This window comes from Variovorax paradoxus (assembly GCA_016806145.1).
Lineage (GTDB): Bacteria > Pseudomonadota > Gammaproteobacteria > Burkholderiales > Burkholderiaceae_C > Variovorax.
The window spans coordinates 1,533,259-1,556,254 of record CP063166.1; the positions used below are offsets into that span (position 1 = coordinate 1,533,259).

The window sequence follows — 22,996 nt, forward strand, 5'->3', positions numbered from 1 at the left end:
TTTTCCATCGACCGTTTTTCCCCGAGCCCCCGATGTCCGACACCACCGCTCCCGTTCCCGCGCTCCAGCGCATCCGCGCCGACGTGCGCGCCATGCATGCCTACGCCGTGCAGGACGCGCGCGGCCTGGTCAAGCTCGACGCGATGGAGAACCCCTTCGGCCTGACGCCCGCGCTGCAGGCCGAGCTCGGCGCGCGGCTCGGCGCGCTGGCGCTCAACCGCTACCCGGGCGAGCGCGGCGCCGACCTGCAGCGCGCGCTGGCCGCGCAGGCGCGCCTGCCCGAGGGCTTCTCGCTGGTGCTGGGCAACGGCTCGGACGAGCTGATCTCGCTGCTCGCGATCGCCTGCGACCTGCCGGGCGCCAGCGTGCTGGCACCGCTGCCGGGCTTCGTCATGTACGCCATGAGCGCCCAGCTCCAGGGCCTGCGCTTCGTGGGCGTGCCGCTCACGGCCGACTTCGAGCTCGACGAGGCCGCCATGCTCGCCGCGATCGCGCGCGAGCAGCCGGCCATCGTCTACCTGGCCTATCCGAACAACCCGACCGCCAACCTCTGGGACGACGCGGTGCTCGAGAAGATCGTCGAGGCCCAGGGCGCGCAGGGCGGGCTGGTGGTGATCGACGAGGCCTACCAGCCCTTCGCCGCGCGCAGCTACATCGACCGGCTCGCGAAGCATCGCCACGTGCTGCTGATGCGCACCCTCAGCAAGTTCGGCCTGGCCGGCATCCGGCTGGGCTACCTGATGGGCCCGGCCGCGCTGATCGCCGAGATCGACAAGGTGCGCCCGCCCTACAACGTCAGCGTGCTGAACTGCGAGTGCGCGCTGTTTGCGCTCGAGCATGCCGAGGTGTTCGAGGCCCAGGCCCGGCAGATCCGCGAGGAGCGCGAGCGGCTGATGATGGGGCTCGGCCGGCTGCCGGGCGTCAAGGTCTGGCCCAGCGACGCCAACATGATCCTGCTGCGCGTGCCCGACGCGGCCCGCACCTTCGACGGCATGAAGGCGCGCGGGGTGCTGGTGAAGAACGTTTCTAAAATGCACGAACTGCTCGCGAACTGCCTGCGCCTGACCGTCGGAACGGCCGACGAGAATGCCAGGATGCTCGCGGCGCTCGAAGCCTCACTATGACCACCCCCCAAGCCGCTCCCGCGGCCACCCCCGACGCCCTCGCCGCGCGCACCGCCACGGTCGCGCGCAACACCGCCGAGACGAAGATCACCGTCAGCGTCAACCTCGACGGCACCGGCCGCGCCAAGCTGGCCACCGGCATCGGCTTCTTCGATCACATGCTCGACCAGATCGCCCGCCACGGGCTGATCGACCTCGAGATCGACTGCCAGGGCGACCTGCACATCGACGGCCACCACACGGTGGAAGACGTGGGCATCACGCTGGGCCAGGCCGTGGCCAAGGCCGTGGGCGACAAGAAGGGCATCCGCCGCTACGGCCATGCCTACGTGCCGCTCGACGAGGCGCTCAGCCGCGTGGTCATCGACTTCTCGGGCCGGCCCGGCCTCGAGATGCACGTGCCCTTCACCAGCGGGATGATCGGCGCCTTCGACAGCCAGCTCACCTACGAGTTCTTCCAGGGCTTCGTGAACCACGCCTTCGTCACGCTGCACATCGACAACCTCAAGGGCGTCAACGCGCACCACCAGTGCGAGACCGTGTTCAAGGCCTTCGCCCGCGCGCTGCGCGCCGCGCTGGAACTCGATCCGCGTTCGGCCGGTGTCATCCCCTCGACCAAGGGTTCGCTCTGATCCTGCAAGCGGAACAGCGTGCCATCGCACGCTCCGCCTGTCATTGAAGCTATGAAAACTGTAGCAAACAACGCCAACACCGTCGCCGTGGTGGACTACGGCATGGGCAATCTGCACTCCGTCGCGCAGGCGGTGCGCCATGCCGCCGACCAGGTCGGCGTCGAGGTGTTCGTGACCTCCGACCCCGAGGTGGTGCGCAAGGCCGCGCGCGTGGTGCTGCCGGGGCAGGGCGCCATGCCCGACTGCATGCGCGAGCTGCGCGACTCGGGGCTGCTCGAATCGGTGCTCGAGGCAGCAGCGAGCAAGCCGCTGTTCGGCGTCTGCGTGGGCATGCAGATGCTGCTGTCGCGCAGCGACGAGGGGCCGACCGACGGGCTCGGCCTGATCCCGGGCGAGGTGGTCCGCTTCGAGCTCGAGGGACAGCTGCAGCCCGACGGCAGCCGCTTCAAGGTGCCGCAGATGGGCTGGAACCAGGTGCGCCAGGCGCAGCCGCACGCGGTCTGGGCCGGGGTGCCGGACGGCAGCTACTTCTATTTCGTGCACAGCTTCTACGCGCGGCCGGTCGATGCGCGGCACAGCGTGGGCGAAGCCGAATACGGGGCATGCTTTACCGCCGCCATCGCACGCGATAACATTTTTGCCACCCAGTTCCACCCGGAGAAGAGTGCGGACCACGGGTTGCAGCTCTACCGAAACTTCCTCCACTGGAATCCCTGAACACTTCGTTCCCCTGACCGGGCGCCGCCGGCCGGCGCCCTTTCGTTGCACTCTCGCGTTACTTTCATGCTCCTCATCCCAGCGATCGACCTCAAAGACGGCCATTGCGTACGCCTGAAGCAAGGCGACATGGACCAGTCCACCATCTTCAGCGAAGACCCGGCCGCCATGGCGCGCAAATGGGTCGAGGCCGGTGCCCGGCGCCTGCACCTGGTCGATCTGAACGGGGCCTTCGCGGGCAAGCCGCAGAACCACGCGGCGATCAAGGCGATCCTGAAGGAGGTCGGCGACGACATCCCGGTGCAGCTCGGCGGCGGCATCCGCGACCTCGACACCATCGAGCGCTACATCGACGACGGCCTGCGCTACGTGATCATCGGCACCGCCGCCGTGAAGAACCCGGGCTTCCTGAAAGACGCCTGCAGCGCCTTCGGCGGCCACATCATCGTCGGCCTCGACGCCAAGGACGGCAAGGTCGCCACCGACGGCTGGAGCAAGCTCACGGGCCACGAGGTGGCCGACCTGGGCAAGAAGTTCGAGGACTACGGCGTCGAATCGATCATCTACACCGACATCGGCCGCGACGGCATGCTGTCGGGCATCAACATCGAAGCCACCGTCAAGCTCGCGCGCGCGCTGTCCATTCCGGTCATCGCCTCGGGTGGCCTGTCGAACATGGCCGACATCGATCAGCTCTGCGCGGTCGAATTCGAAGGCGTGGAAGGCGTGATCTGCGGCCGCGCCATCTACTCGGGCGACCTCGACTTCGCTCAGGCGCAGGCGCGCGCCGACGAACTGGCCGGCGCCTGAGGGGGCTCGGCGGCGCGTGCTGTCCGCGCTCGCCATCGCCAACTACCGCTCGCTGCGCCAGCTCACGGTGCCGCTCGCGCGGCTCACCGTGGTCACCGGGCCCAACGGCAGCGGCAAGTCGAGCGTCTACCGCGCCATGCGCCTCTTGGCCGAGATCGCCAACGGCGGCGCGATCCGTTCGCTGGTGCGCGAGGGCGGCCTGTCTTCCACGCTGTGGGCAGGACCCGAGCGCTTCTCGGCCGCCATGCTGCGCGGCGAGATGCCGGTGCAGGGCACCACGCGCAGCGAACCGGTCGCGCTGAAGCTGGGCTTCGCAGGCGCCAGCACCGAGGACTTCGGCTACGCGATCGACATCGGCCTGCCGCCGCCGATTCCCTCGACCGCCTTCTCGCGCGATCCCGAGATCAAGCACGAGGCCATCTGGGCCGGCCCGCTGCTGCGGCCGTCCACGCAGCTGGTCGACCGCAAGGGCGCCTCGCTGCGGCTGCGCGACGGGCGCGGCTGGCAGCCCGTGGGCCGGCCGATCCCGCCCTTCGCGAGCATGATGACCGAGCACGCCGATCCACGCGACGCGCCCGAGATGCTCACCCTGCGCGAGCAGATGCGTTCCTGGCGCTTCTACGACCACTTCCGCTCGGACGCCGAGGCGCCGGCGCGCCAGCCGCAGCTCGGCACCCGCACGCCGGTGCTGGCCAACGACGGCGCCGACCTGGCCGCCGCGCTGCAGACCATCCGCGAGATCGGCGATGGCGAGGCGCTCGATCGCGCCGTGGACGACGCCTTCCCGGGCGCGCGCATCGAGATCGATGCCGCGGGCGACCGCTTCCAGACCCTGATGCACCAGCACGGCCTGCTGCGCGCCCTGACCGCCGCCGAGCTGTCCGACGGCACCTTGCGCTACCTGCTGTGGATCGCCGCGCTGCTCACGCCGCGCCCGCCCGCGCTGCTGGTGCTCAACGAGCCCGAGACCAGCCTGCATCCCGACCTGCTGCCCGCGCTCGGCCGGCTGATCGCGCATGCCGCGCGCGAGTCGCAGGTGATCGTGGTGTCGCACGCCTCGCGGCTGATCGCCGCGCTCGAGGCGGCGGCCGCGGACGGCGTCGCGCTGCAGTCGGTGGTGCTCGAGAAGCGCCTGGGCGAGACCCGCATCGCGAACCTCAACATGAGCGAGATTCCGCGTTGGGAGTGGCCGGCGCGCTGAAGGCGGCGCGGGCTACTCGGCCTTCACCGACATCGTCTTGATGATCGTCTCGAGCTGCGCGCTCATCGGCAGGTCGAGGCTGGCGCCTGTGGGCAGCTTGCGCAGGAACCAGCGCTTGTACTGGCGCTCGATCTCGCCGTCCTCGGCCAGCACCTGGAAGCTGTCGTTGATCACCTTCGCGAGCTGCGGGTCGCCCTTGCGGTACATGATCCCGTAGGGGTCGTAGGAGAGGAAGTCGCCGACCACGCGGTAGTCGGCCTTGGCGTTCTCCTGCGCGATCAGGCCGTAGAGCAGCACATCGTCGGTCGCGAAGGCATCGGCCTGGCCGCTCTTCACGAGCGCGAAGGACTCGGCATGGTCGCGCGCCACCTGCAGCTGGATGCCGAGCTTGAACTTCTCGGACAGCTCGCGCAGCGTCTTCTCGTTGGTGGTGCCTGCCGTCACCGCCACCTTGCGGCCCGCGAGGTCGCGGAACGAGGCGATCGGCGTGCCCTTTTTCACCAGCACCTTGGTGCCCGAGACGAAGATCGTCGGCGAGAAGCTCACGCGCTTCTGGCGCTCGAGGTTGCTGGTGGTCGAGCCGCATTCGAGATCGACCTTGCCGCTGGCGACCGCGTCGAAGCGCGAGTCGGAGGTGACCGGTTCCCACTGGATCGCGAGCGTGCGGTCGACCGCGTTGCCGATCGCCGTGACCAGCTCGCGGCACAGCTCGATCGAATAGCCGACCGGTTCCTTGCGCGTGTTGAGGAAGGAGAAGGGCACCGAGGACTCGCGGTAGCCGATGGTGATGGCGCCGCTGGCGCGCGCCTTGGCGAGCGTGCCGGTGAGCAGTTCCTGCGCCTGCGCCGCGCCGGCCGCGAGCAGCAGGACCGCGCAGGCAAGGCCGGTCTTGCCGAGGATCGTCGTCATGCCGTGCATCGCCTCAGCCATGCGCCGGATGCGCGATCGTCGCGGCCGCTTCTTCGTCGAGCCGGGCCGCGTTGAGCTCGGCCTCGCTCTCCGGCAGCAGCTCGCCCTCCCACTTGGCGACCACGGCGGTGGCGATCGAGTTGCCCACCGCGTTGGTGGCCGAGCGGCCCATGTCGAGGAAGGTGTCCACGCCCAGGATCAGCAGCAGGCCGGCCTCGGGAATGTCGAAGTGGTTGAGCGTGGCGGCGATCACCACCAGCGAGGCGCGCGGCACGCCGGCCATGCCCTTGGAGGTGAGCATCAGGATCAGCAGCATTGTGACCTGCGTGCTGATCGGCATGTGGATGTTGTAGGCCTGCGCGATGAACAGCACGGCGAAGGTGCAGTACATCATCGAGCCGTCGAGGTTGAACGAATAGCCCATCGGCATCACGAAGCTCGAGATCTTGCGCTTGACGCCGAAGCGGTCGAGCGCCTGCAGGATCTTCGGGTACGCGGCCTCCGAACTGGCGGTGGCGAACGAGAGCAGGAAGGCCTCCTTGATCAGCACCAGCAGCTTGAGCACGCGCGGGCCGAGGAAGGTGAAGCCCGCGAGGATCAGCACGCCCCACAGCACGAACAGGCCGAGGTAGAAGTCGCGCATGAACACCGCGAACTTGATCAGGATGCCCAGCCCGTTGACCGCCACCGTTGCGGCCATGGCGGCCAGCACCGCGAGCGGCGCGAGCTTCATCACGTAGCCCGTGATCTTCAGCATCGCGTGCGAGAGTTCCTCGGTGGCGGCGACCAGCGTCTTCGCCTTGTCGCCGAGCGAGGCCAGCGCCACGCCGAAGAACATCGAGAACACCACGATCTGCAGGATCTCGTTGTTGGCCATGGCCTCGATGAAGGACTTCGGCACCGTGTGGCTCACGAAGTCCTTGAAGGTGAACTTGGAGGTCGCGAGGTTCGCCGAGGCGCCGATGTCGGGCAGCGGCAGGCCGAGGTTGGCGCCGGGCTCCAGCAGGTTGGCCATCACCAGGCCGATCACCAGCGAGATCAGCGAGGCGGTGAGGAACCAGCCGATGGCCTTGCCGAACACCCGGCCCACCGACTTGGCGTCGCCCATGTGCGCGATGCCGACCACCAGCGTGGAGAACACCAGCGGCCCGATCAGCATCTTGATCAGGCGCAGGAACACGTCCGAGACGATCGAGACGTAGCCCGCGATCTCCTTGGCGGTTCCCTTGTCCGGGAAGCTCGCGAAGATCATGTAGCCGAGGATGATGCCGAGCACCATGGCAATCAGGATCCACGCCGCCATCGGCAACTTCTTCTTCATTCGATTCCCCTTGTCCTTGGTTGTGTGAGCGTTTTTTAGGCAGGCACAGGGTATCCAAGAAGGCCCCCGGCTTGCAATCGGGGCCTGACCATGCAGTCTTTAGGCCCCATGGCGCGCTGCCTACAATTCTTCACATGCACATCAGCTCGATCGAGTTTCGCGGCCAGCCCGCGCTGCGCGCCACCGGTGCCGACGGCAGCACCCTCACCGTGGCCCTGCACGGGGCGCATCTGCTCTCGTGGACCACGGCCGACGGCAGGGAAAGGCTCTACCTGAGCCCGCGCGCCGTGTTCGACGGCAAGACCGCGATCCGCGGCGGCGTACCCATCTGCTGCCCGCAGTTCAACCAGCGCGGCATGCTCCCCAAACATGGTTTCATGCGCAATCTGCCTTGGGAAAACCAGGGCGTGGATGCCGAATCGGGCGCGCTGACCCTGCGGCTGCGCGATGACGACGCCACCCGGGCCCTGTGGCCGCATGCCTTCGAGGCGCGGGTCGCGTTCACGCTCGAGGCCGGGCAGCTGCGCACCGCGCTGAGCCTGCGCAACCTCGGCGGCGGGCCCTTCGGGTTCACCGCCGCGCTGCACACCTACCTGGCGGTCGACGACATCGCCGAGGCCCGGCTCGAGGGCCTGCAAGGCGCCAACCGCTGGGATGCGGTGCGCGACGACCGCCATGTGGAAACCGCGCCGGCCCTGCGTTTCGAATCCGAGTTCGACAGCGTCTATGCCGCGCCCGCCGAGCCGCTGCGGCTGGTGCAGCCGGGTGGCACGCTCGAGATTTCCCAAGGCGCCACCTGCACCGAAACCGTGGTCTGGAACCCGGGTGCCGTGCTCGGTGCGAAACTCGCCGACATGCCCGAGGACGGCTATCGCCACATGCTCTGCGTCGAGGCCGCGCGCATCGACGAGCCCGTGCAGCTCGCGCCCGGCGCCGAATGGCAGGGCTGGCAGCAGCTGCGCGTCCTCTGATTTCTTCTTTTCCCCGTTACCCCACCATGCTCGCCAAACGCATCATTCCCTGCCTCGACGTCACCGGCGGCCGCGTCGTCAAGGGCGTCAACTTCCTCGAACTGCGCGACGCGGGCGACCCGGTCGAGATCGCCGCGCGCTACAACGCGCAGGGCGCCGACGAGCTGACCTTCCTCGACATCACCGCCACCAGCGACGGCCGCGACCTGATCCTGCCGATCATCGAGTCGGTCGCCTCGCAGGTCTTCATCCCGCTGACCGTGGGCGGCGGCGTGCGCACCGTGGAAGACGTGCGCCGGCTGCTCAATGCCGGCGCCGACAAGACCAGCTTCAACTCGGCCGCCATCGCCAATCCGCAGGTGATCAGCGACGCCTCGGCCAAGTACGGCGCTCAGTGCATCGTGGTCGCCATTGATGCCAAGCGCCGCACACCCGAGGAAGCGGCCAGCCGCGGCCCGGGCTGGGACGTCTACAGCCACGGCGGGCGCAAGAACACCGGCCTCGACGCCGTCGAATGGGCCACCGAGATGGCGCGCCGCGGCGCCGGCGAGATCCTGCTGACCAGCATGGACCGCGACGGCACCAAGAGCGGCTTCGACCTGGCGCTGACCCGAGCGGTCAGCGACGCCGTCAACGTGCCGGTGATCGCCTCGGGCGGCGTGGGCAACCTCGACGACCTGGCCGACGGCATCCAGAAGGGCGGGGCGGACGCTGTGCTGGCCGCGAGCATCTTCCACTACGGGGAGCACACGGTCGGCGAAGCCAAGGCGCGGATGGCCGAGCGCGGCATCCCGGTGCGGATTGAATGACCCTTCGGCGCCGGTCGCGGCCGGCCGATCGCCGACAATCCCGCCCATGATCTGGCTCGATGAAGTGAAATGGGACGCCAACGGCCTCGTGCCGGTGATCGCCCAGGAACAAGGCACCAACGACGTGCTGATGTTCGCGTGGATGAACCGTGAGGCGCTCGAGAAGACCGCCGAACTCGGCCGCGCGGTGTATTTCAGCCGCTCGCGCGGCAAGCTCTGGTTCAAGGGCGAGGAATCGGGCCACGTGCAAACCGTGCACGAGATCCGCCTCGACTGCGACAACGACGTGGTGCTGCTCAAGGTCACCCAGCTCGGCCACGAGCCCGGCATCGCCTGCCACACCGGCCGCCACAGCTGCTTCTTCAGCAAGTACGAGAACGGCCAGTGGACCGTGACCGAGCCGGTCTTGAAAGACCCGGAATCGATCTACAAATGAGCGGCACCGTGAACACCAACGACGCCCTCGCACGCCTGGCCGCGGTCATCGAAAGCCGCCTGCCCGCCAATGGCGGCGATCCCGAGAAGAGCTACGTCGCGCGGCTGCTGCACAAGGGCCCCGACGCCTTCCTCAAGAAGATCGGCGAGGAGGCCACCGAGGTGGTGCTGGCGGCCAAGGACGCCGACCACGGCGGCGACCGCACGAAGGTGGTCTACGAAGTGGCCGACCTCTGGTTCCACACCATGGTGGCGCTCGCGCACTACGGCCTGTCGCCCGCCGAGGTGGTGGCCGAGCTCGAGCGGCGCGAAGGCACCAGCGGCATCGAGGAAAAGGCGCTGCGCAAGGTGCAGGCCCGCGAAGCCGCCAGCGAGTGACTGCCTGATTGCCCAGGGATGACTCTGACGACCGAAAGGACATCGCCATGCCCAACGACATCGTGAACGTTCAGCCCGACGACTCGCTCAAAACCTGGGGCTGGGTCAGCTACATCCTGCACCTGATCGTCGCCATCGGCGCCGTGGTGCCCGGGGCCCAGGCCTCGGTGCTGCTGCTGCTGGTGGCGCTGGTGATCGACTTCGTGAAGCGCGACGACGCGGCCGGCACCTGGCAGGCCTCGCACTTCAGCTGGCGCATCCGCTCGGTGCTCTGGGCCGGGCTGCTCTACATCGTCACCTCGTGGCTCTGGCTGCTGCTCTTCGTCCCGGGCTGGATCGCCTGGAGCCTGATTTCGCTGTGGTTCCTCTACCGGATCGTGAAAGGCATGATCCGGATGAACGACGGCCGTCCCATGGAACCCAACGATGTCATCTGATCCGAACTGCATCTTCTGCAAAATCGTCGAGGGCAAGATCCCGTCGCGCAAGGTCTACGAGGACGAGGACGTCTTCGGCTTCCACGACATCGCGCCCTGGGCGCCGGTGCATTTCATGCTGGTGCCCAAGAAGCACATCGCCTCGATGGCCCAGTTGACGCCCGACGACGCGGCCCTGATGGGCAAGATCATGACCCTGGCGCCCAAGCTGGCGCTCGAGCAGGGCTGCAATCCGTACCCCGAAGGCGGCTACCGGGTGGTAGTCAACACGGGTACCGAAGGGGGGCAGGAGGTGCATCATCTCCATGTCCACGTCATGGGCGGTCCGCGCCCCTGGCTTCGCGGCTGAGCCGTTAAGTAAATTTGTCACATTCGCCGCGACTAAAATCGGCACATTCTTAGGAGTCTTCCATGGGTTCTTTTTCCATCTGGCACTGGCTGATCGTGCTGCTCGTCGTCGTCATGATCTTCGGTACCAAGAAGCTTCGGAACATGGGTTCCGACCTCGGCGGTGCCGTCAAGGGCTTCAAGGACGGCATGAAGGACGGTTCCGCGACCGACGCGCCGACCGCCACCGGCCCGGCCGCCCAGGTCACGAGCCAGTCGGCCGCCACCGACAAGCCGACGATCGACGTCGAAGCACGCCACAAGTCCTGATCCGGGCGACACGTGCTGGACCTCGGCATTGAGAAGATGGCGCTGATCGGCGTCGTGGCGCTGATCGTCATCGGACCCGAAAAGCTGCCGCGCGTGGCGCGCACCGTCGGAATGCTGCTCGGCAAGGCGCAACGCTACGTCAACGACGTCAAGGCAGAGGTCAACCGTTCGATGGAGCTCGACGAGCTCCGCAAGATGAAGACCACCGTCGAGGACGCGGCGCGCGACGTGGAGCAGAACATCCATTCGGGCGTCAGCGACCTCGAGAAGCAGTTCTCCACCCCGGCGGGCGAAACCCTGTCGGCGCTGGCCGAACCCGAACCGGTGATGCCGGTCTACAAGCATCCGCGCAAGAACTGGCGCCTCAAGCAGGGCGCCACGCCGCAGTGGTACAAGTCCCGCAACGGCGTGCGCACCAAGGCGCTGTCGGGCGCGGCGCGCGTCGCGCGCTATCGGCCGCACAAGGTCAGCTAGCAGCGGCGCGGCGCGTTTTCCCCTCCACCCAGCGTTCCCACGCGCGCCGCCCGTCGGCAGCCCACGCTTTCCATCTCCTCAATGGCTGATTCCGACTCCAAGAACAAAGAAGACGAGCTCGCCGGCACCGAGCAGCCTTTCGTCGCGCACCTGATGGAGCTGCGCGACCGGCTGCTCTATTGCGTCTACGGCATGGCGATCGCGGGCATCCTGCTGGCGGTCTGGCCCGGTCCCGGCGGGCTGATCGACATCATCGCGATGCCGATCCGCGCCCACATGCCGCCCGACGCCAAGCTGATCGCCGTGGGCGTGTTCTCGCCCTTCTTCGTGCCGCTCAAGGTGCTGATGATGGCCGCGGTGCTGCTCGCGCTGCCGTGGCTCATGTACCAGGCCTGGATGTTCGTGGCGCCGGGCCTCTACACCCACGAGAAGCGCTTCGCGCTGCCGCTGATCATCTTCGGCAGCCTGCTGGCCTACGCGGGCATCGCCTTCGTGCAGCTGTTCGTGCTCGACAAGATGTTCGGCTTCATCCAGAAGTTCACGCCCGCGGCGGTGGCGGCCACGCCCGACATCTCCTCGTACGTCGAGGCCATCCTGTCGCTGTACCTCGCCTTCGGCGTCGCCTTCCAGGTGCCGATCGTCGTGATGCTGCTGGTGCGCTTCGAGATGGTGACCATCGAGAAGCTGCGCTCCTTCCGCGGCTACTTCATCGTCGTGGCCTTCATCGTGGCCGCCGTGCTGACGCCGCCCGACGTGGTGTCGCAACTGGCGCTGGCGATCCCGATGTGCGTGCTGTACGAGGTCGGGATCATCGGGGCCAAGTACTTCTCGCGTGTCTCGAAGTCGCCGGAGGACGAGGAAGCGGATTCGTCGTCGACCACGCCGCCCTGAGCGGCAAGGATCTTCCGGATCCGACAACGAAAAAGCGGCCCGTAGGCCGCTTTTTTTGTGGTGCCGCGGACTCTGGGGCCCGCGCCTCGTTCGTTCACTCCTGCTGGTTCGGCACCTGCCGCACCGGGCTCTTCGGCCGCAGCCCCGGCATCACGTCCAGTTCCATCTTGTCGCTGCCGCGCTGCAGCGCGAAGCGGGCGGTGCTGCCGGGCTTGAGGCCGGCCACGGCGGTCAGCAGCGCCTGCACGCTGTCGGTCTTCTTGTCGCCCACCGCGGTGATCACGTCGCCGGGGCGGATGCCGGCCTTGGCGGCCGGGCCGTTCTGCAGCACGCCGGTGATGATCACGCCCGCGTCGGCCTTCACGCCGAAGGTCTCGGCCAGCTCGGGCGAGAGGTCGCTCGGCTCGACGCCGATCCAGCCGCGGCGCACCTGGCCTTCCTTCACGATGCCCTCGAGCACGATCTTGGCCATCGACACGGGGATGGCGAAGCCGATGCCCATGCTGCCGCCCGAGCGCGAGTAGATCGCGGTGTTGATGCCCAGCAGATTGCCGTTGACGTCGATCAGCGCGCCGCCCGAGTTGCCGGGGTTGATGGCCGCGTCGGTCTGGATGAAGTTCTCGAAGTTGTTGATGCCGAGCTGGTTGCGGCCCAGCGCCGAGACGATGCCGCTGGTCACCGTCTGGCCGACGCCGAAGGGATTGCCGATGGCCAGCACCTGGTCGCCCACCTGCAGCTCGTCGGAGCTGCCCAGCACGATCACCGGCAGCTTGTCGAGCTCGATCTTGAGCACGGCCAGGTCGGTGTCGGGATCGGTGCCGATCACCTTGCCGCGCGCGTGGCGGCTGTCGTTGAGCGTGACCTCGATCTCGTCGGCGCCCTCGACCACGTGGTTGTTGGTGAGGATGTAACCATCGGTGCTCACGATCACGCCGCTGCCCAGGCCCACCTGGGGCTGGTCGTCCTGGTCGCCGAAGAAGAAGCGGAACCAGGGGTCGTTGCTGCGCGGATGGCGCTGCGCCGCCTTGCTGGTGTTGATGCTGACCACCGCCGGCGAGGCTTTCTTGGCCGCGGCGCTGAGGCTGCCGGGCGCGGGCACGCCGGGCGTGGAACTGGCGGGTGCCTCGATGATCGAGACCACGCCGCCCAGCGAGGTCGTGCGCCGGTTGATCCATTCGGGCTTGAGCGTGGCGACCACGAAATAGGCCGCCAGCAGGACGGTCACGGCTTGGGCGAAGAGCAGCCAGGTGCGTTTCATGAAAACTTGGTGAAAAGGCGCGAAAGGGCGGGGGCGCTGAGGGGAATAGGCCGCGGAGCGCGGCGCTGCGGGAGATTGTCTCTCAACGGCAGGGGGACGAAGACCGCGCCGGCCGGCGGCGCGACAATGTCGCGATGAGCACCACCCGCCACGAACTGCTGCACGCATTCGACCTGCTGCTCGCTCCCGAGCGATTCAAGGACTACGGACCGAACGGCCTGCAGGTCGAGGGCCGCACCACGGTGCGCAAGATCGTCTCGGGCGTGACCGCGAGCCGCGCGCTGATCGAGGCCGCGATCCGCGCCGAGGCCGATGCCATCTTCGTCCACCACGGCCTGTTCTGGCGCGGCCAGGACGGCCGAGTCACCGGCTGGATGAAGCAGCGGCTGGCGCTGCTGCTGAACCGCGACATCAACCTCTTCGCCTACCACCTGCCGCTCGACGCGCATCCCGAGCTCGGCAACAACGCGCAACTCGGCCTGCAGCTCGGCCTGCTGGCTCATCCCGGATCGGCCGGGCGCTTCGGCGAGCAGGAGCTGGGCTTTCTCGGCGGCCTCGAGGACGGCGAGACCCTGGCCAACGCGAAGGCGCTCGCCGTCCATGTCGAGAAGGTGCTCAAGCGGCCGGTGACGCTGGTCGACACCGCCCATCGCCCGATCAAGACCATCGCCTGGTGCACAGGCGGCGCGCAGGGCTACTTCGAGGCCGCCATCGCGGCGGGCGCCGACGCCTTCATCACCGGCGAGATCTCGGAGCCGCAGGCCCACTACGCGCGCGAGATGGGCGTGGCCTTCCTGGCCTGCGGGCACCATGCCACCGAGCGCTACGGCGCACCCGCCGTGGCCGAACACGTGGCCGCGCAGCTCGGGCTGCAGCACGAGTTCATCGATATCGACAACCCGGCATGACGAGCGTCTCTTCCGTGAGCAGCAAGCCCGTTGCCATCACGCTTGGCGACCCGGCCGGCATCGGGCCGGAGATCATCGGCAAGGCGTTTCGCGATGCACCCGAGGCCGCGCGCGGTGCCTTCGTGGCGGGCGACGTGGCGATGATGCGGGCGGCGCTGCAGGCCCTGTCGGCGCCTGGGCATCCGGCGTGGCCCGTGGTCGAGATTGCTTCGTCGGCGGAGGCGCTGGACGTCCCGCCGGGTTGCGTGCCCGTGCTGCAGGTGATCGCGCCGCCGGTGGGTGTGGTCCATGGCCGCATCAGCGCAGAGGCCGGGCGCGCGGCGGGCGACGCGGTGGTCTGGGCAGCGCGTGCCGCGCTGCGCGGCGAGATCGCCGCCATCGTCACCGCGCCCTTGCACAAGGAGGCGCTGTCCGCGGCGGGATTCCAGTTTCCTGGCCATACCGAACTGCTGCAGGCCGAAGCTGCTGCGCATCTGGGCCGCGACGTGGCCGAGGTGCCCGTGCGCATGATGCTGGCCAACGACGAGCTGCGCACCGTGCTCGTCAGCATCCACATTTCGTTGCGCCACGCGATCGAGGCCGTCACTTTCGACGGCGTGCTCGAGACCTTGCGCATCACCCACCATGCGCTCTCGCGCACCCTGGGCCGCGCGCCGCGTATCGGCGTAGCGGGGCTCAATCCGCATGCCGGAGAGGGCGGGCTGTTCGGATCGGAAGAGCAGGAGATCATCGTGCCCGCCATTGCGGCGGCGCGCGCCGAAGGCATCGCCGCCGATGGGCCGCATGCGCCCGATACCGTCTTCATGCGCGCACGGGCGAAGCAGGCCGGCGTGGCCGATAGTGGCGAGTTCGACGTCGTGGTGGCGATGTACCACGACCAGGGACTGATCCCGGTGAAGTACCTGGGCGTGGAGAAGGGCGTGAACGTCACGCTCGGGTTGCCGCTGATGCGGACCAGCCCCGATCACGGGACGGCGTTCGATATCGCGGGCACCGGCCGGGCGGATCCATCGAGCCTAGTCGAGGCGCTGCGCATGGCGCGCGCGCTGGCCGGTATCTGAGGGATGCGTGGCCCGCGATGGGCCGCGCTGCGCTTCAGGAGCGCTTGAGGCTGTCGCGGATCTCGCGCAGCAGCACGATGTCCTCGGGCGGTGCCGCGGGCGCGGCCGGCGCGGCTTCTTCCGTGCGGCGCAGGCGGTTGATCTGCTTGACCATCATGAAGATGATGAAGGCAAGGATCACGAAGTTGACCACGATGGTGATGAAGTTGCCGTACGCCAGCACCGGCACGCCGGCCTTCTTGAGGTCCGCCAGGGTGTTGGCGACACCCGCCGGCGCCGTGCCCAGCACCACGTAGAGGTTAGAGAAGTCCAGCTTGCCGAACACCAGCCCGACGACGGGCATGATGATGTCGGCCACCAGCGAATCGACGATCTTGCCGAAGGCCGCGCCGATGATCACGCCGACCGCCAGGTCGACGACATTGCCCTTGACGGCAAACTCCTTGAATTCGCTGAGGATGGTCATGGTTGGGAGGGTGCTGGAGCACTGGGGTTGAGGGAGGCGCCAGTATGCACGGGGAGGCTGGGGCCTTCGGCGTGGCGTGGTGCCTGAGCCCCATGAAGTCTTTCACAAAGCTGAGCCAAATCTGGATCGCTGCCGGCGCGATGGATTGGCGGTGATTCGGCGCGACGGGATCCAATTTGTCGCTAATTGTTTCGAGTTTTGTCCGGTCGGAGCGAGCCCCTCGCGACCCTTAGCTCCCTCAAGCGGGTGATGCGCGAACTTTTTCGCAACTTTACATTCGCGGGGAAGGCCTTCTTTCGCAGCTTTTTCGTGGGAGTTCAGCAACATGGCCTACGGAAAACGGTGCTGACACAAGGATCGCTAACACTTTGGCAATGCTACGAAGGTTATAAAAAAGTCTTCTTCTTCGAGTAGATTGGTTTGCTGGGCAGGGGTGTTGAAACGAGGAAAGCCAAGGGGACTCGCCTATGATCGGCCTGCCGAGCAAGGTTGGACACAATCTTTTGCAACTTACAAGCCGGGATAGCAGTCGTCACGTGCAGCGACAATGCCGGGTTGGCCTGGGGAGGGAAATCCCGCAGGTCTCTTGACCAACAGCCAAACAGGGAGGCTGCTGACCACCGCGTCAGAGGCCAGGCGCAGATGCGCCTGGGGGTCTGGGTTGTTCAACAATCAATCAGTCTTGCGACGAGGATCGTTTTGAGAAGACGCTATGTGCACCCCATTGGGCCAGCCAATCTTTTGGTTCGGGTTTTGTTGAGGTAGGGCTTGTCCCGAATTCGAAATTGACGATGGCGAAAATTGATTTTCCGTGGGGGTTGAAATTGAAAAAAGAATCGAGTTTTCTGAGGTGGGCTCTGCTGGCGTCCGTGGCGGTGTTGCAGGCGTGTGCCATTGCACCGGGCATGGGGAGCGTCGAGCCTTACGACGCGGCCAGTCCGTTGCCGAACGACTTCCGCTATCTGCCGGATGGCGCGCCGGAGGGCGAGATCACGCCCATTTCCCTTGCGCTAGTTCGTACCTTGGCCGAGGCTGCGCCCAAGGGAGTGCCGCCGGAGGTGCAAGCGCTGTTTGGCAAGGGCGCGCGGTACACGATTGGGTCGGGCGATGTGGTGGGCGTCATCGTGTATGACCATCCTGAGCTTCTGCCCAATGCAGGGGCTGTCATTTCGCAGTCGGTGGACCCGACGGGCGTGCAGGTTGCTCCTGGATTCATTGTCGACGCCGACGGCGAAATTGCATTTCCTTACATCGGACGTGTGCGCGTTGCAGGTTTGAGCGAAGGCGATGCCTCGGATCTGCTGATCAGGTTGCTGAGACCGCACATTCGCGATCCGCAGGTCACGGTGCGAATCCAATCCTTCAGAAGTCGCCGTGCGTACGTGGAAGGCGAAGTTCGCATCCCCGGCTCGCAGATCTTCACGGACGTGCCGATGACGCTGAATGAAGCCATCAACCGAGCTGGTGGCATCACGGCGGCGGGGAATCGGTCTTCGGTCACGCTTATCCGGAATGGCCAGTCCATCCTCATCGACTTGGTCAAGCTGCGCGAGGCCGGCTATGACGGTAACAGCATCCCTCTGAAAAGCGAGGACACCATCCGCGTGGCCAATAGGGAGGACTCCAAGGTCTTTCTCATGGGCGAGATCTTGGCGCCTTTGGCATTGCCCATGCGCAGCAATGGTCGTCTCAGCTTGAGTGAAGCCTTGGGCGAAGCGGGGGGGCCAATGAATGCCACGGCCAGCGCCGGTCAAATTTATGTCATTCGGCAAGGCGCAACGGGCGCCCCCGCGATCTTCAATCTCAATGCCAAGAATCCCGCTGCACTTGCGATTGCGAGCCAGTTTCGTCTGCAGTCTCAAGATGTTATCTACATCGATCCCGTGCCCTTGGTCAAGTGGAACCGTGTTGTCAACCTGATTTTGCCTTCGGCTTCGGTGGCGAATACCGCGAGCGAAATTTATATCAGACATAACAACTGATTGCAGCCCCATTCGTTGCCTGAACGGCGGATACGGTGACTAGGGCTATCAAAAAATCGTTCAGGCGCTCAGGCGAAGTCTTCTGTCGGAGACACGTCGACAAGTCTTTGGCTTCGGTGTTTTTAGTATGCAAATTCCTCCTTTCAAACAACCTATTGCGATCGTTGGCCTGGGCTATGTGGGGCTGCCCCTTGCCGTGGAGTTCGGCAAAAAGCGTCAAGTTGTCGGCTTCGACATCAATGCCAAACGCATTGCCGAACTTCAAGGTGGGCAGGATCACACGCTCGAGACCACGCCTGACGAATTGAAGGCTGCAACGCAACTTGTCTTTACGTCACACGTCGATGACTTGCGTGATTGCGCTGTCTTCATCGTGACGGTTCCAACGCCGATCGACGATGCCAACAGACCAGACCTGACTCCGCTAATAAAGGCCAGCGAAACCATCGGCAAGGTCATGAAGACCGGTGCGGTCGTGATTTTCGAATCGACGGTGTATCCAGGGGCCACGGAAGAGGTCTGCGTACCTGTGCTGGAGAAGTTCAGCGGTAAAAAATTCAATGTCGATTTTTTCTGCGGATACAGCCCGGAGCGAATCAATCCGGGGGACAAGGTCAACACGCTTACCAAGATCAAGAAGATCACCAGCGGCAGTACTCCTGACGTGGCCGATCTGGTGGATGCCCTCTACAACGAGATCATTACTGCGGGCACGCACAAAGCGGCCAGTCTCAAGGTGGCCGAGGCCGCCAAGGTTATCGAGAACACGCAACGCGATCTGAACATCGCGTTGGTGAACGAACTCTCTGTGATCTTCGAGCGCTTGGGCATCGACACTCTCGACGTGCTCGAGGCCGCGGGCAGCAAATGGAATTTTCTGCCGTTTCGTCCTGGCCTGGTTGGTGGGCACTGTATCGGCGTGGATCCCTACTACCTCACGCACAAGGCGGAGCAGGTTGGCTATCACCCACAGGTGATATTGGCCGGACGTCGCATCAACGACAACATGGCGCGCTATGTTGCCCGTAACACCATCAAGCTAATGCTGAAGAATGGCATGGACGTGCCGCGTTGCCGCATTGGTGTCCTGGGCATCACTTTCAAGGAAAACTGCCCGGACATCCGCAACAGCAAGATCGTGGATATGGTGCGGGAGTTCGAAGCGTGGGGGGCTTCCGTGGAAGTGGTGGACCCTTGGGCTGAACCTGAAGAGGTGTCCCATGAGTACGGCCTTCAACTCGGCTTGGTCGACATGGACCATCCGGTCGACGCACTCGTCGTCGCGGTGGGTCACAACGAGTACCGCCGCGCGAGCATGGCTGAATTGCGTGCTTTGTGTCGCGGCGAGCGGCCCGTGTTGGTGGACGTCAAGAGCCTGTTCAGCGCGCAGGATGCACGCGACAGCGGCTTTTCCGTGTTCCGTCTTTAAGCTATTTCCCGCTTTTCTCCGTCATGACAAACTTTGCTCTTATCGGTGCAGCCGGCTACATCGCTCCGCGCCACATGCGTGCCATCAAAGACACGGACAATCATCTAGCGGTCGCCTACGACATCAACGATTCGGTTGGCATCATCGACAGCATTTCGCCGCAAAGCGAATTTTTTACGGAGTTCGAACGGTTTTTTGAGTATGCGCAGCAACTCAAGCGGAATCCCGCAACTGCATTGGACTACGTGGCGATCTGCAGCCCCAATTATCTTCATCATCCGCACATTGCCGCAGGTTTGCGTCTAGGCTGCGATGTGATCTGCGAAAAGCCCCTGGTGCCCACGCCCGATCTGATTGACGAACTGGAGCTTGTAGAAAAGGAAACCGGCAAGCGCGTCTTCAACATTCTTCAGTTGCGTCACCACGATGCTATTCTGAAGCTACGCGACAAGGTCGCTGCCGCACCGGCAAACACCAAGTTCGATGTCGAGCTGACCTACATCACTTCGCGCGGCAAGTGGTACATGGAAAGCTGGAAGGGCGACAACCGCAAGTCGTTTGGCGTGGCAACCAACATCGGCGTGCACTTCTATGACATGCTGCATTTCATCTTCGGCAAGCTGCAGCGCAATGTGGTGCACTACAGCGGTACCGCGAAAGCGGCAGGGTATCTTGAATACGAGCGTGCGCGCGTGCGGTGGTTCTTGTCCATTGACGCCAATGATCTGCCGGCTGACGTAAAGGGAAAGAAGACCACTTTCCGAAACATCGACATCAGCGGCGAAAAGCTCGAATTTTCCGAAGGCTTCACGGACCTGCATACGGTGAGCTACAAGGAAATCCTCGCGGGTCGCGGCTATGGCCTCGAAGACGCGCGCCACTGCATCGAGACCGTCGACGCGATTCGCCGCTCGACGCCCGTTCAGGGCGAGCAGGGTGAAGTACATCCGTTTGTGCGCGATCTGGCCTGATGCGGAGCGAGGTCGCCATGGCATACAAAGCCCACCCTACCGCCATCATCGACGAGGGGGCCCGCATCGGCGACGGTTCCCGCATCTGGCATTGGGTTCACGTCAGCGCGCAAGCATCCATTGGCGAGGGATGCTCGTTGGGTCAGAACGTCTATATAGGCAACGACGTAACCATTGGCCGGAACGTAAAGATTCAGAACAACGTCAGCGTCTACGACGCAGTCACGTTGGAAGACGACGTGTTCTGCGGACCAAGCATGGTCTTTACCAATGTCTATAACCCGCGCTCGGCCGTCACTCGCAAGGACGAGTACCGCCGCACTGTCGTGAAGCGCGGCGCGACGCTGGGCGCCAATTGCACCATCGTTTGTGGCAACACGGTGGGGGAATACGCCTTTGTCGGCGCCGGTGCCGTAATCAACAGGAATGTGCCGGCGTATGCACTCATGGTTGGCGTACCAGCCCGGCAAATCGGCTGGATGAGCGAATTTGGCGAGCAACTTTCATTGCCACTCGAGGGCGAGGCAGAAGCCGTCTGTGCACAAACCGGTGCGCGTTATGTACTCGAAGGCAACGCCGTGACTAAGTTGGATACAAAGAAACCATGATTGAATTCATCGACCTCAAGACCCAGCAAGCGCGTATCAAGGACAAGATCGACGCTGCCATTCAGCGCGTCCTTGCCCATGGGCAGTACATCCTCGGCCCTGAAGTCGCTGAGTTGGAGGAAAAATTGGTTGCCTACACAGGCGCTAGGTATTGTATTACTGTAGCCAACGGCACCGACGCATTGCAGATTGCCCAGATGGCGCTTGGCATTGGACAGGGTGATGAAGTTATTACGCCAGGCTTTACGTACATAGCTACTGCGGAAACCGTGGCGCTGCTGGGTGCCAAACCAGTGTACGTGGATATTAGTCCGCGAACCTATAACTTGGATCCGATGCTGCTTGAAGCGGCGATTACTTCGCGGACCAAGGCTATTATTCCTGTGAGTTTGTATGGACAGTGTGCAGATTTTGACGCGATCAATGCAATTGCTGCTAAGTACGGAATTCCTGTAATTGAGGATGCAGCGCAAAGTTTCGGAGCAACGTATAACGGACGCAAAAGTTGTACCCTCAGCACACTTGCATGCGCCAGTTTTTTCCCAAGTAAACCTTTGGGCTGTTACGGGGACGGGGGTGCGATCTTTACCGATAATGCCGATCTTGCGAAGGCATGTCGTCAGATCGCGCGGCACGGTCAAGATATACGGTATCACCACATTCGCGTCGGCGTAAACAGTCGCCTAGACACAATTCAGGCGGCAATTCTTTTAGCAAAGATGGCAATCTTTCCCGATGAGTTGGCGGCGCGGGAGGAAGTCGCAAACAGATACAATCAACTATTTACGAACAATAAAAATGTTGAGAGGCCGTATATAGAGCATTCTAATAGAAGCTGCTGGGCCCAGTATACCGTTAAAGTTCGTGATCGCGAGCGAGCACAGACATATTTGCGTAAAAATGAGATTCCAACGGTTGTGCATTATCCAATTCCCTTGAACTTGCAGCCGGCAGTAGGAAACGATACCGCCTCGCTCCCTGTTGGTAATTCGGCTGCCAACTCCGTGTTAAGTTTGCCGATGCACCCCTACTTAGCGCCGGCAATCCAGGAGCGCATTGCTGAGCTTCTAATGCAATTCGAATGAATATCGCGGTAGCTTTCGAATTTAATTTGCATCCAGCCGGTTTAAGCAATGAAGCTGTTTAATCTGATTGGCGTAAAAATTGGCAAAGCATTGCCTCAGCGATCTTTTTTGCGAAGTGTAAGCATTCTCGCCGGAGGCACGGCATTTGCTCAGGCCATTGGCGTAGTTATGCTTCCAATAATTACGCGTATATACACGCCCAATGAATTTAGTGTGCTGGCGGTCTATACTTCAATTTTAGCGATTGTGGCGGGTGTGGCGTGTCTAAGACTTGATATCGCAATTCCTTTGCCCAAGAGTGACGCAGATGCGGCCAACTTGCTCTCGGTTAGTCTTGTAATTTGTACCATTCTTTCAGTATTTACTGGAGTGGCTGCATTCCTATTCGCCGATCAAGTCATTTTTTTTGTTAAGCAGCCAGATCTGCGTCCATACATTTGGATGATACCGCTTGGGATATGGCTGGCGAGCACGTATTCTGCTTTCCAATTCTGGGCCACAAGAAAGAAGCGATATGGAGCCATTGCTAAAACTCGAATAAGCCAAACTGGAAGCAGTGTTTTCGTTCAAATTAGCTTAGGTCTTGGAAGCGCATTTGGCCCCCTTGGCCTATTGTTAGGTCAAGCTATGAGTAGCGGCGCTGGAGTGTTCGCTCTAGCACGTCTGATGTGGCTGAAGGACAAAAGGCATTTCCGCCGAGTGAGTCGAGAACGCATGCGCGCTATGTTTATTGCGTATAAAAGATTCCCAAAGTATTCGGCGCTTGAGTCGTTTGCAAATAACGGGGCGGTTCAGTTGCCAGTTATTCTTATAGCAGCAGTGTCATCTGAATCGGACGCTGGGTACTTATTATTGGCAATGAAAGCAATGGCGATGCCTTTGGGATTGATTGGAGGCGCGGTGTCTCAAGTATATCTATCACGGGCTCCGGACGAGTGGCGTGCAGGAACACTTCCAACATTTACGCTGAATTCTATTGCGGGGCTGGCAAAAGTTGGAATCGGCCCACTAATATTTGCAGGGATAACCGCTCCCATTCTATTTCCAGTATTTTTTGGCACCGAGTGGAGACGCGCCGGCGAGATGGTCGCGTGGATGACTCCTTGGTTAATCCTGCAGTTCCTCTCCTCGCCAGTGTCAATGGCACTTCACATAACCGATCATCAGCGTGCCGCTCTGGCCCTTCAGTTGGTTGGATTAGTTGTTAGGCTCGGTTTGACGGCATTAGCGGTCCTGCTGTTGCCTAAATATACGTTTTTTGTTTATGCTATTTCTGGGTTGGTATTCTATTTTCTCTACCTACTCGTTATTACTCACGTCGTAGGAATTAAAGGAGTCGAATTGTGTTCCGCTATATTTAGAGAGGGTAGGGTCGTCGCCCTTTGGAGTGGGGCCGGCTTAGTTTTAGCCCTTGCACTACGACTTGGCCTTTCTCTTTAGCACGTTATGGAATAGCAATTCT

26 protein-coding genes are annotated in these 22,996 nt (G+C 63.5%); 22 read left to right on the top strand and 4 right to left on the bottom strand.

The window, feature by feature from the left end:
- Window positions 1–32 precede the first annotated feature (32 nt).
- The 5 genes from INQ48_07020 (at window position 33) to INQ48_07040 (ending at window position 4,484) form a co-directional block, all read left to right on the top strand.
- Window positions 33–1,124, top strand: coding sequence for a histidinol-phosphate transaminase (locus tag INQ48_07020; GenBank protein ID QRF58980.1), 1,092 nt, complete (start codon window positions 33–35; stop codon window positions 1,122–1,124).
- Window positions 1,121–1,756: an imidazoleglycerol-phosphate dehydratase HisB gene (hisB, locus tag INQ48_07025; protein ID QRF58981.1), complete on the top strand. Its 636-nt coding sequence runs from the start codon at window positions 1,121–1,123 to the stop codon at window positions 1,754–1,756. The genes INQ48_07020 and hisB overlap by 4 nt, the downstream gene beginning before the upstream one ends.
- Window positions 1,757–1,807: 51 nt before the next feature.
- Entirely contained in the window at window positions 1,808–2,473 is a 666-nt protein-coding gene (gene hisH / locus INQ48_07030) for an imidazole glycerol phosphate synthase subunit HisH (GenBank protein QRF58982.1), read from the top strand.
- Window positions 2,474–2,539: 66 nt separating this feature from the next.
- Window positions 2,540–3,283 (top strand): 1-(5-phosphoribosyl)-5-[(5-phosphoribosylamino)methylideneamino]imidazole-4-carboxamide isomerase, encoded by a 744-nt coding sequence (hisA, locus tag INQ48_07035; GenBank protein QRF58983.1) that lies wholly within the window; start codon window positions 2,540–2,542, stop codon window positions 3,281–3,283.
- Between the two features lie 16 nt (window positions 3,284–3,299).
- Window positions 3,300–4,484 (top strand): AAA family ATPase, encoded by a 1,185-nt coding sequence (locus INQ48_07040; GenBank protein ID QRF58984.1) that lies wholly within the window; start codon window positions 3,300–3,302, stop codon window positions 4,482–4,484.
- Between the two features lie 12 nt (window positions 4,485–4,496).
- Here INQ48_07040 and INQ48_07045 read toward each other — a convergent pair whose 3' ends face one another.
- Both INQ48_07045 and INQ48_07050 read right to left on the bottom strand, forming a co-directional pair.
- Window positions 4,497–5,393, bottom strand: coding sequence for an amino acid ABC transporter substrate-binding protein (locus INQ48_07045; GenBank protein QRF58985.1), 897 nt, complete (start codon window positions 5,391–5,393; stop codon window positions 4,497–4,499).
- Between the two features lie 13 nt (window positions 5,394–5,406).
- Window positions 5,407–6,714 (bottom strand): dicarboxylate/amino acid:cation symporter, encoded by a 1,308-nt coding sequence (locus INQ48_07050; protein QRF58986.1) that lies wholly within the window; start codon window positions 6,712–6,714, stop codon window positions 5,407–5,409.
- 134 nt (window positions 6,715–6,848) lie between these two features.
- On the opposite strand from INQ48_07050, the gene INQ48_07055 reads away from it, so the two are divergent.
- The 9 genes from INQ48_07055 (at window position 6,849) to tatC (ending at window position 11,766) form a co-directional block, all read left to right on the top strand.
- On the top strand, window positions 6,849–7,685 hold the full coding sequence (locus tag INQ48_07055) for a D-hexose-6-phosphate mutarotase (GenBank protein QRF58987.1): 837 nt from the start codon (window positions 6,849–6,851) through the stop codon (window positions 7,683–7,685).
- A 26-nt stretch (window positions 7,686–7,711) separates the two neighbouring features.
- Window positions 7,712–8,494 carry an imidazole glycerol phosphate synthase subunit HisF gene (gene hisF / locus INQ48_07060; protein QRF58988.1) on the top strand — a complete coding sequence of 261 codons (783 nt, stop codon included), beginning with the start codon at window positions 7,712–7,714 and terminating at the stop codon, window positions 8,492–8,494.
- 37 nt (window positions 8,495–8,531) lie between these two features.
- Window positions 8,532–8,930, top strand: coding sequence for a phosphoribosyl-AMP cyclohydrolase (gene hisI / locus INQ48_07065; GenBank protein ID QRF60645.1), 399 nt, complete (start codon window positions 8,532–8,534; stop codon window positions 8,928–8,930).
- Window positions 8,927–9,307, top strand: coding sequence for a phosphoribosyl-ATP diphosphatase (locus INQ48_07070; protein ID QRF58989.1), 381 nt, complete (start codon window positions 8,927–8,929; stop codon window positions 9,305–9,307). Before hisI ends, INQ48_07070 begins: the two co-directional genes overlap by 4 nt.
- A 47-nt stretch (window positions 9,308–9,354) precedes the next feature.
- Window positions 9,355–9,744 carry a hypothetical protein gene (locus INQ48_07075; GenBank protein QRF58990.1) on the top strand — a complete coding sequence of 130 codons (390 nt, stop codon included), beginning with the start codon at window positions 9,355–9,357 and terminating at the stop codon, window positions 9,742–9,744.
- On the top strand, window positions 9,734–10,093 hold the full coding sequence (locus INQ48_07080; GenBank protein QRF58991.1) for a histidine triad nucleotide-binding protein: 360 nt from the start codon (window positions 9,734–9,736) through the stop codon (window positions 10,091–10,093). The genes INQ48_07075 and INQ48_07080 overlap by 11 nt, the downstream gene beginning before the upstream one ends.
- A 62-nt stretch (window positions 10,094–10,155) precedes the next feature.
- Window positions 10,156–10,401 (top strand): Sec-independent protein translocase subunit TatA, encoded by a 246-nt coding sequence (gene tatA / locus INQ48_07085; protein ID QRF58992.1) that lies wholly within the window; start codon window positions 10,156–10,158, stop codon window positions 10,399–10,401.
- A gap of 12 nt (window positions 10,402–10,413) precedes the next feature.
- Window positions 10,414–10,875 carry a Sec-independent protein translocase subunit TatB gene (tatB, locus tag INQ48_07090; GenBank protein ID QRF58993.1) on the top strand — a complete coding sequence of 154 codons (462 nt, stop codon included), beginning with the start codon at window positions 10,414–10,416 and terminating at the stop codon, window positions 10,873–10,875.
- Window positions 10,876–10,956: 81 nt separating this feature from the next.
- The gene (gene tatC / locus INQ48_07095; GenBank protein QRF58994.1) at window positions 10,957–11,766 is read left to right on the top strand and encodes a twin-arginine translocase subunit TatC; all 810 of its coding nucleotides are present in this window, start codon (window positions 10,957–10,959) and stop codon (window positions 11,764–11,766) included.
- A gap of 94 nt (window positions 11,767–11,860) precedes the next feature.
- Here tatC and INQ48_07100 read toward each other — a convergent pair whose 3' ends face one another.
- A complete protein-coding gene (locus INQ48_07100) occupies window positions 11,861–13,024 on the bottom strand; it encodes a trypsin-like peptidase domain-containing protein (protein QRF58995.1) in 1,164 nt (387 codons plus the stop codon).
- Between the two features lie 134 nt (window positions 13,025–13,158).
- On the opposite strand from INQ48_07100, the gene INQ48_07105 reads away from it, so the two are divergent.
- Both INQ48_07105 and pdxA read left to right on the top strand, forming a co-directional pair.
- A complete protein-coding gene (locus INQ48_07105) occupies window positions 13,159–13,932 on the top strand; it encodes a Nif3-like dinuclear metal center hexameric protein (protein QRF58996.1) in 774 nt (257 codons plus the stop codon).
- On the top strand, window positions 13,929–14,993 hold the full coding sequence (gene pdxA, locus INQ48_07110) for a 4-hydroxythreonine-4-phosphate dehydrogenase PdxA (GenBank protein QRF58997.1): 1,065 nt from the start codon (window positions 13,929–13,931) through the stop codon (window positions 14,991–14,993). The genes INQ48_07105 and pdxA overlap by 4 nt, the downstream gene beginning before the upstream one ends.
- A 34-nt stretch (window positions 14,994–15,027) precedes the next feature.
- On the opposite strand, the gene mscL is transcribed toward pdxA, so the two are convergent.
- Window positions 15,028–15,459: a large conductance mechanosensitive channel protein MscL gene (mscL, locus tag INQ48_07115; GenBank protein ID QRF58998.1), complete on the bottom strand. Its 432-nt coding sequence runs from the start codon at window positions 15,457–15,459 to the stop codon at window positions 15,028–15,030.
- Between the two features lie 905 nt (window positions 15,460–16,364).
- On the opposite strand from mscL, the gene INQ48_07120 reads away from it, so the two are divergent.
- From INQ48_07120 to INQ48_07145, 6 genes are all read left to right on the top strand, one after another.
- The gene (locus INQ48_07120) at window positions 16,365–17,441 is read left to right on the top strand and encodes a polysaccharide biosynthesis/export family protein (GenBank protein ID QRF60646.1); all 1,077 of its coding nucleotides are present in this window, start codon (window positions 16,365–16,367) and stop codon (window positions 17,439–17,441) included.
- A gap of 127 nt (window positions 17,442–17,568) precedes the next feature.
- On the top strand, window positions 17,569–18,870 hold the full coding sequence (locus tag INQ48_07125; protein ID QRF58999.1) for a nucleotide sugar dehydrogenase: 1,302 nt from the start codon (window positions 17,569–17,571) through the stop codon (window positions 18,868–18,870).
- A gap of 23 nt (window positions 18,871–18,893) precedes the next feature.
- Window positions 18,894–19,841, top strand: a complete 948-nt coding sequence (locus INQ48_07130) for a Gfo/Idh/MocA family oxidoreductase (protein QRF59000.1) — start codon at window positions 18,894–18,896, stop codon at window positions 19,839–19,841.
- A 17-nt stretch (window positions 19,842–19,858) separates the two neighbouring features.
- Complete coding sequence (locus INQ48_07135) at window positions 19,859–20,449, top strand: N-acetyltransferase (GenBank protein ID QRF59001.1); 591 nt, start codon at window positions 19,859–19,861, stop codon at window positions 20,447–20,449.
- Window positions 20,446–21,534 (top strand): DegT/DnrJ/EryC1/StrS family aminotransferase, encoded by a 1,089-nt coding sequence (locus INQ48_07140; GenBank protein QRF59002.1) that lies wholly within the window; start codon window positions 20,446–20,448, stop codon window positions 21,532–21,534. Before INQ48_07135 ends, INQ48_07140 begins: the two co-directional genes overlap by 4 nt.
- A 48-nt stretch (window positions 21,535–21,582) precedes the next feature.
- Window positions 21,583–22,974: an oligosaccharide flippase family protein gene (locus INQ48_07145; GenBank protein QRF59003.1), complete on the top strand. Its 1,392-nt coding sequence runs from the start codon at window positions 21,583–21,585 to the stop codon at window positions 22,972–22,974.
- Window positions 22,975–22,996: the final 22 nt, after the last annotated feature.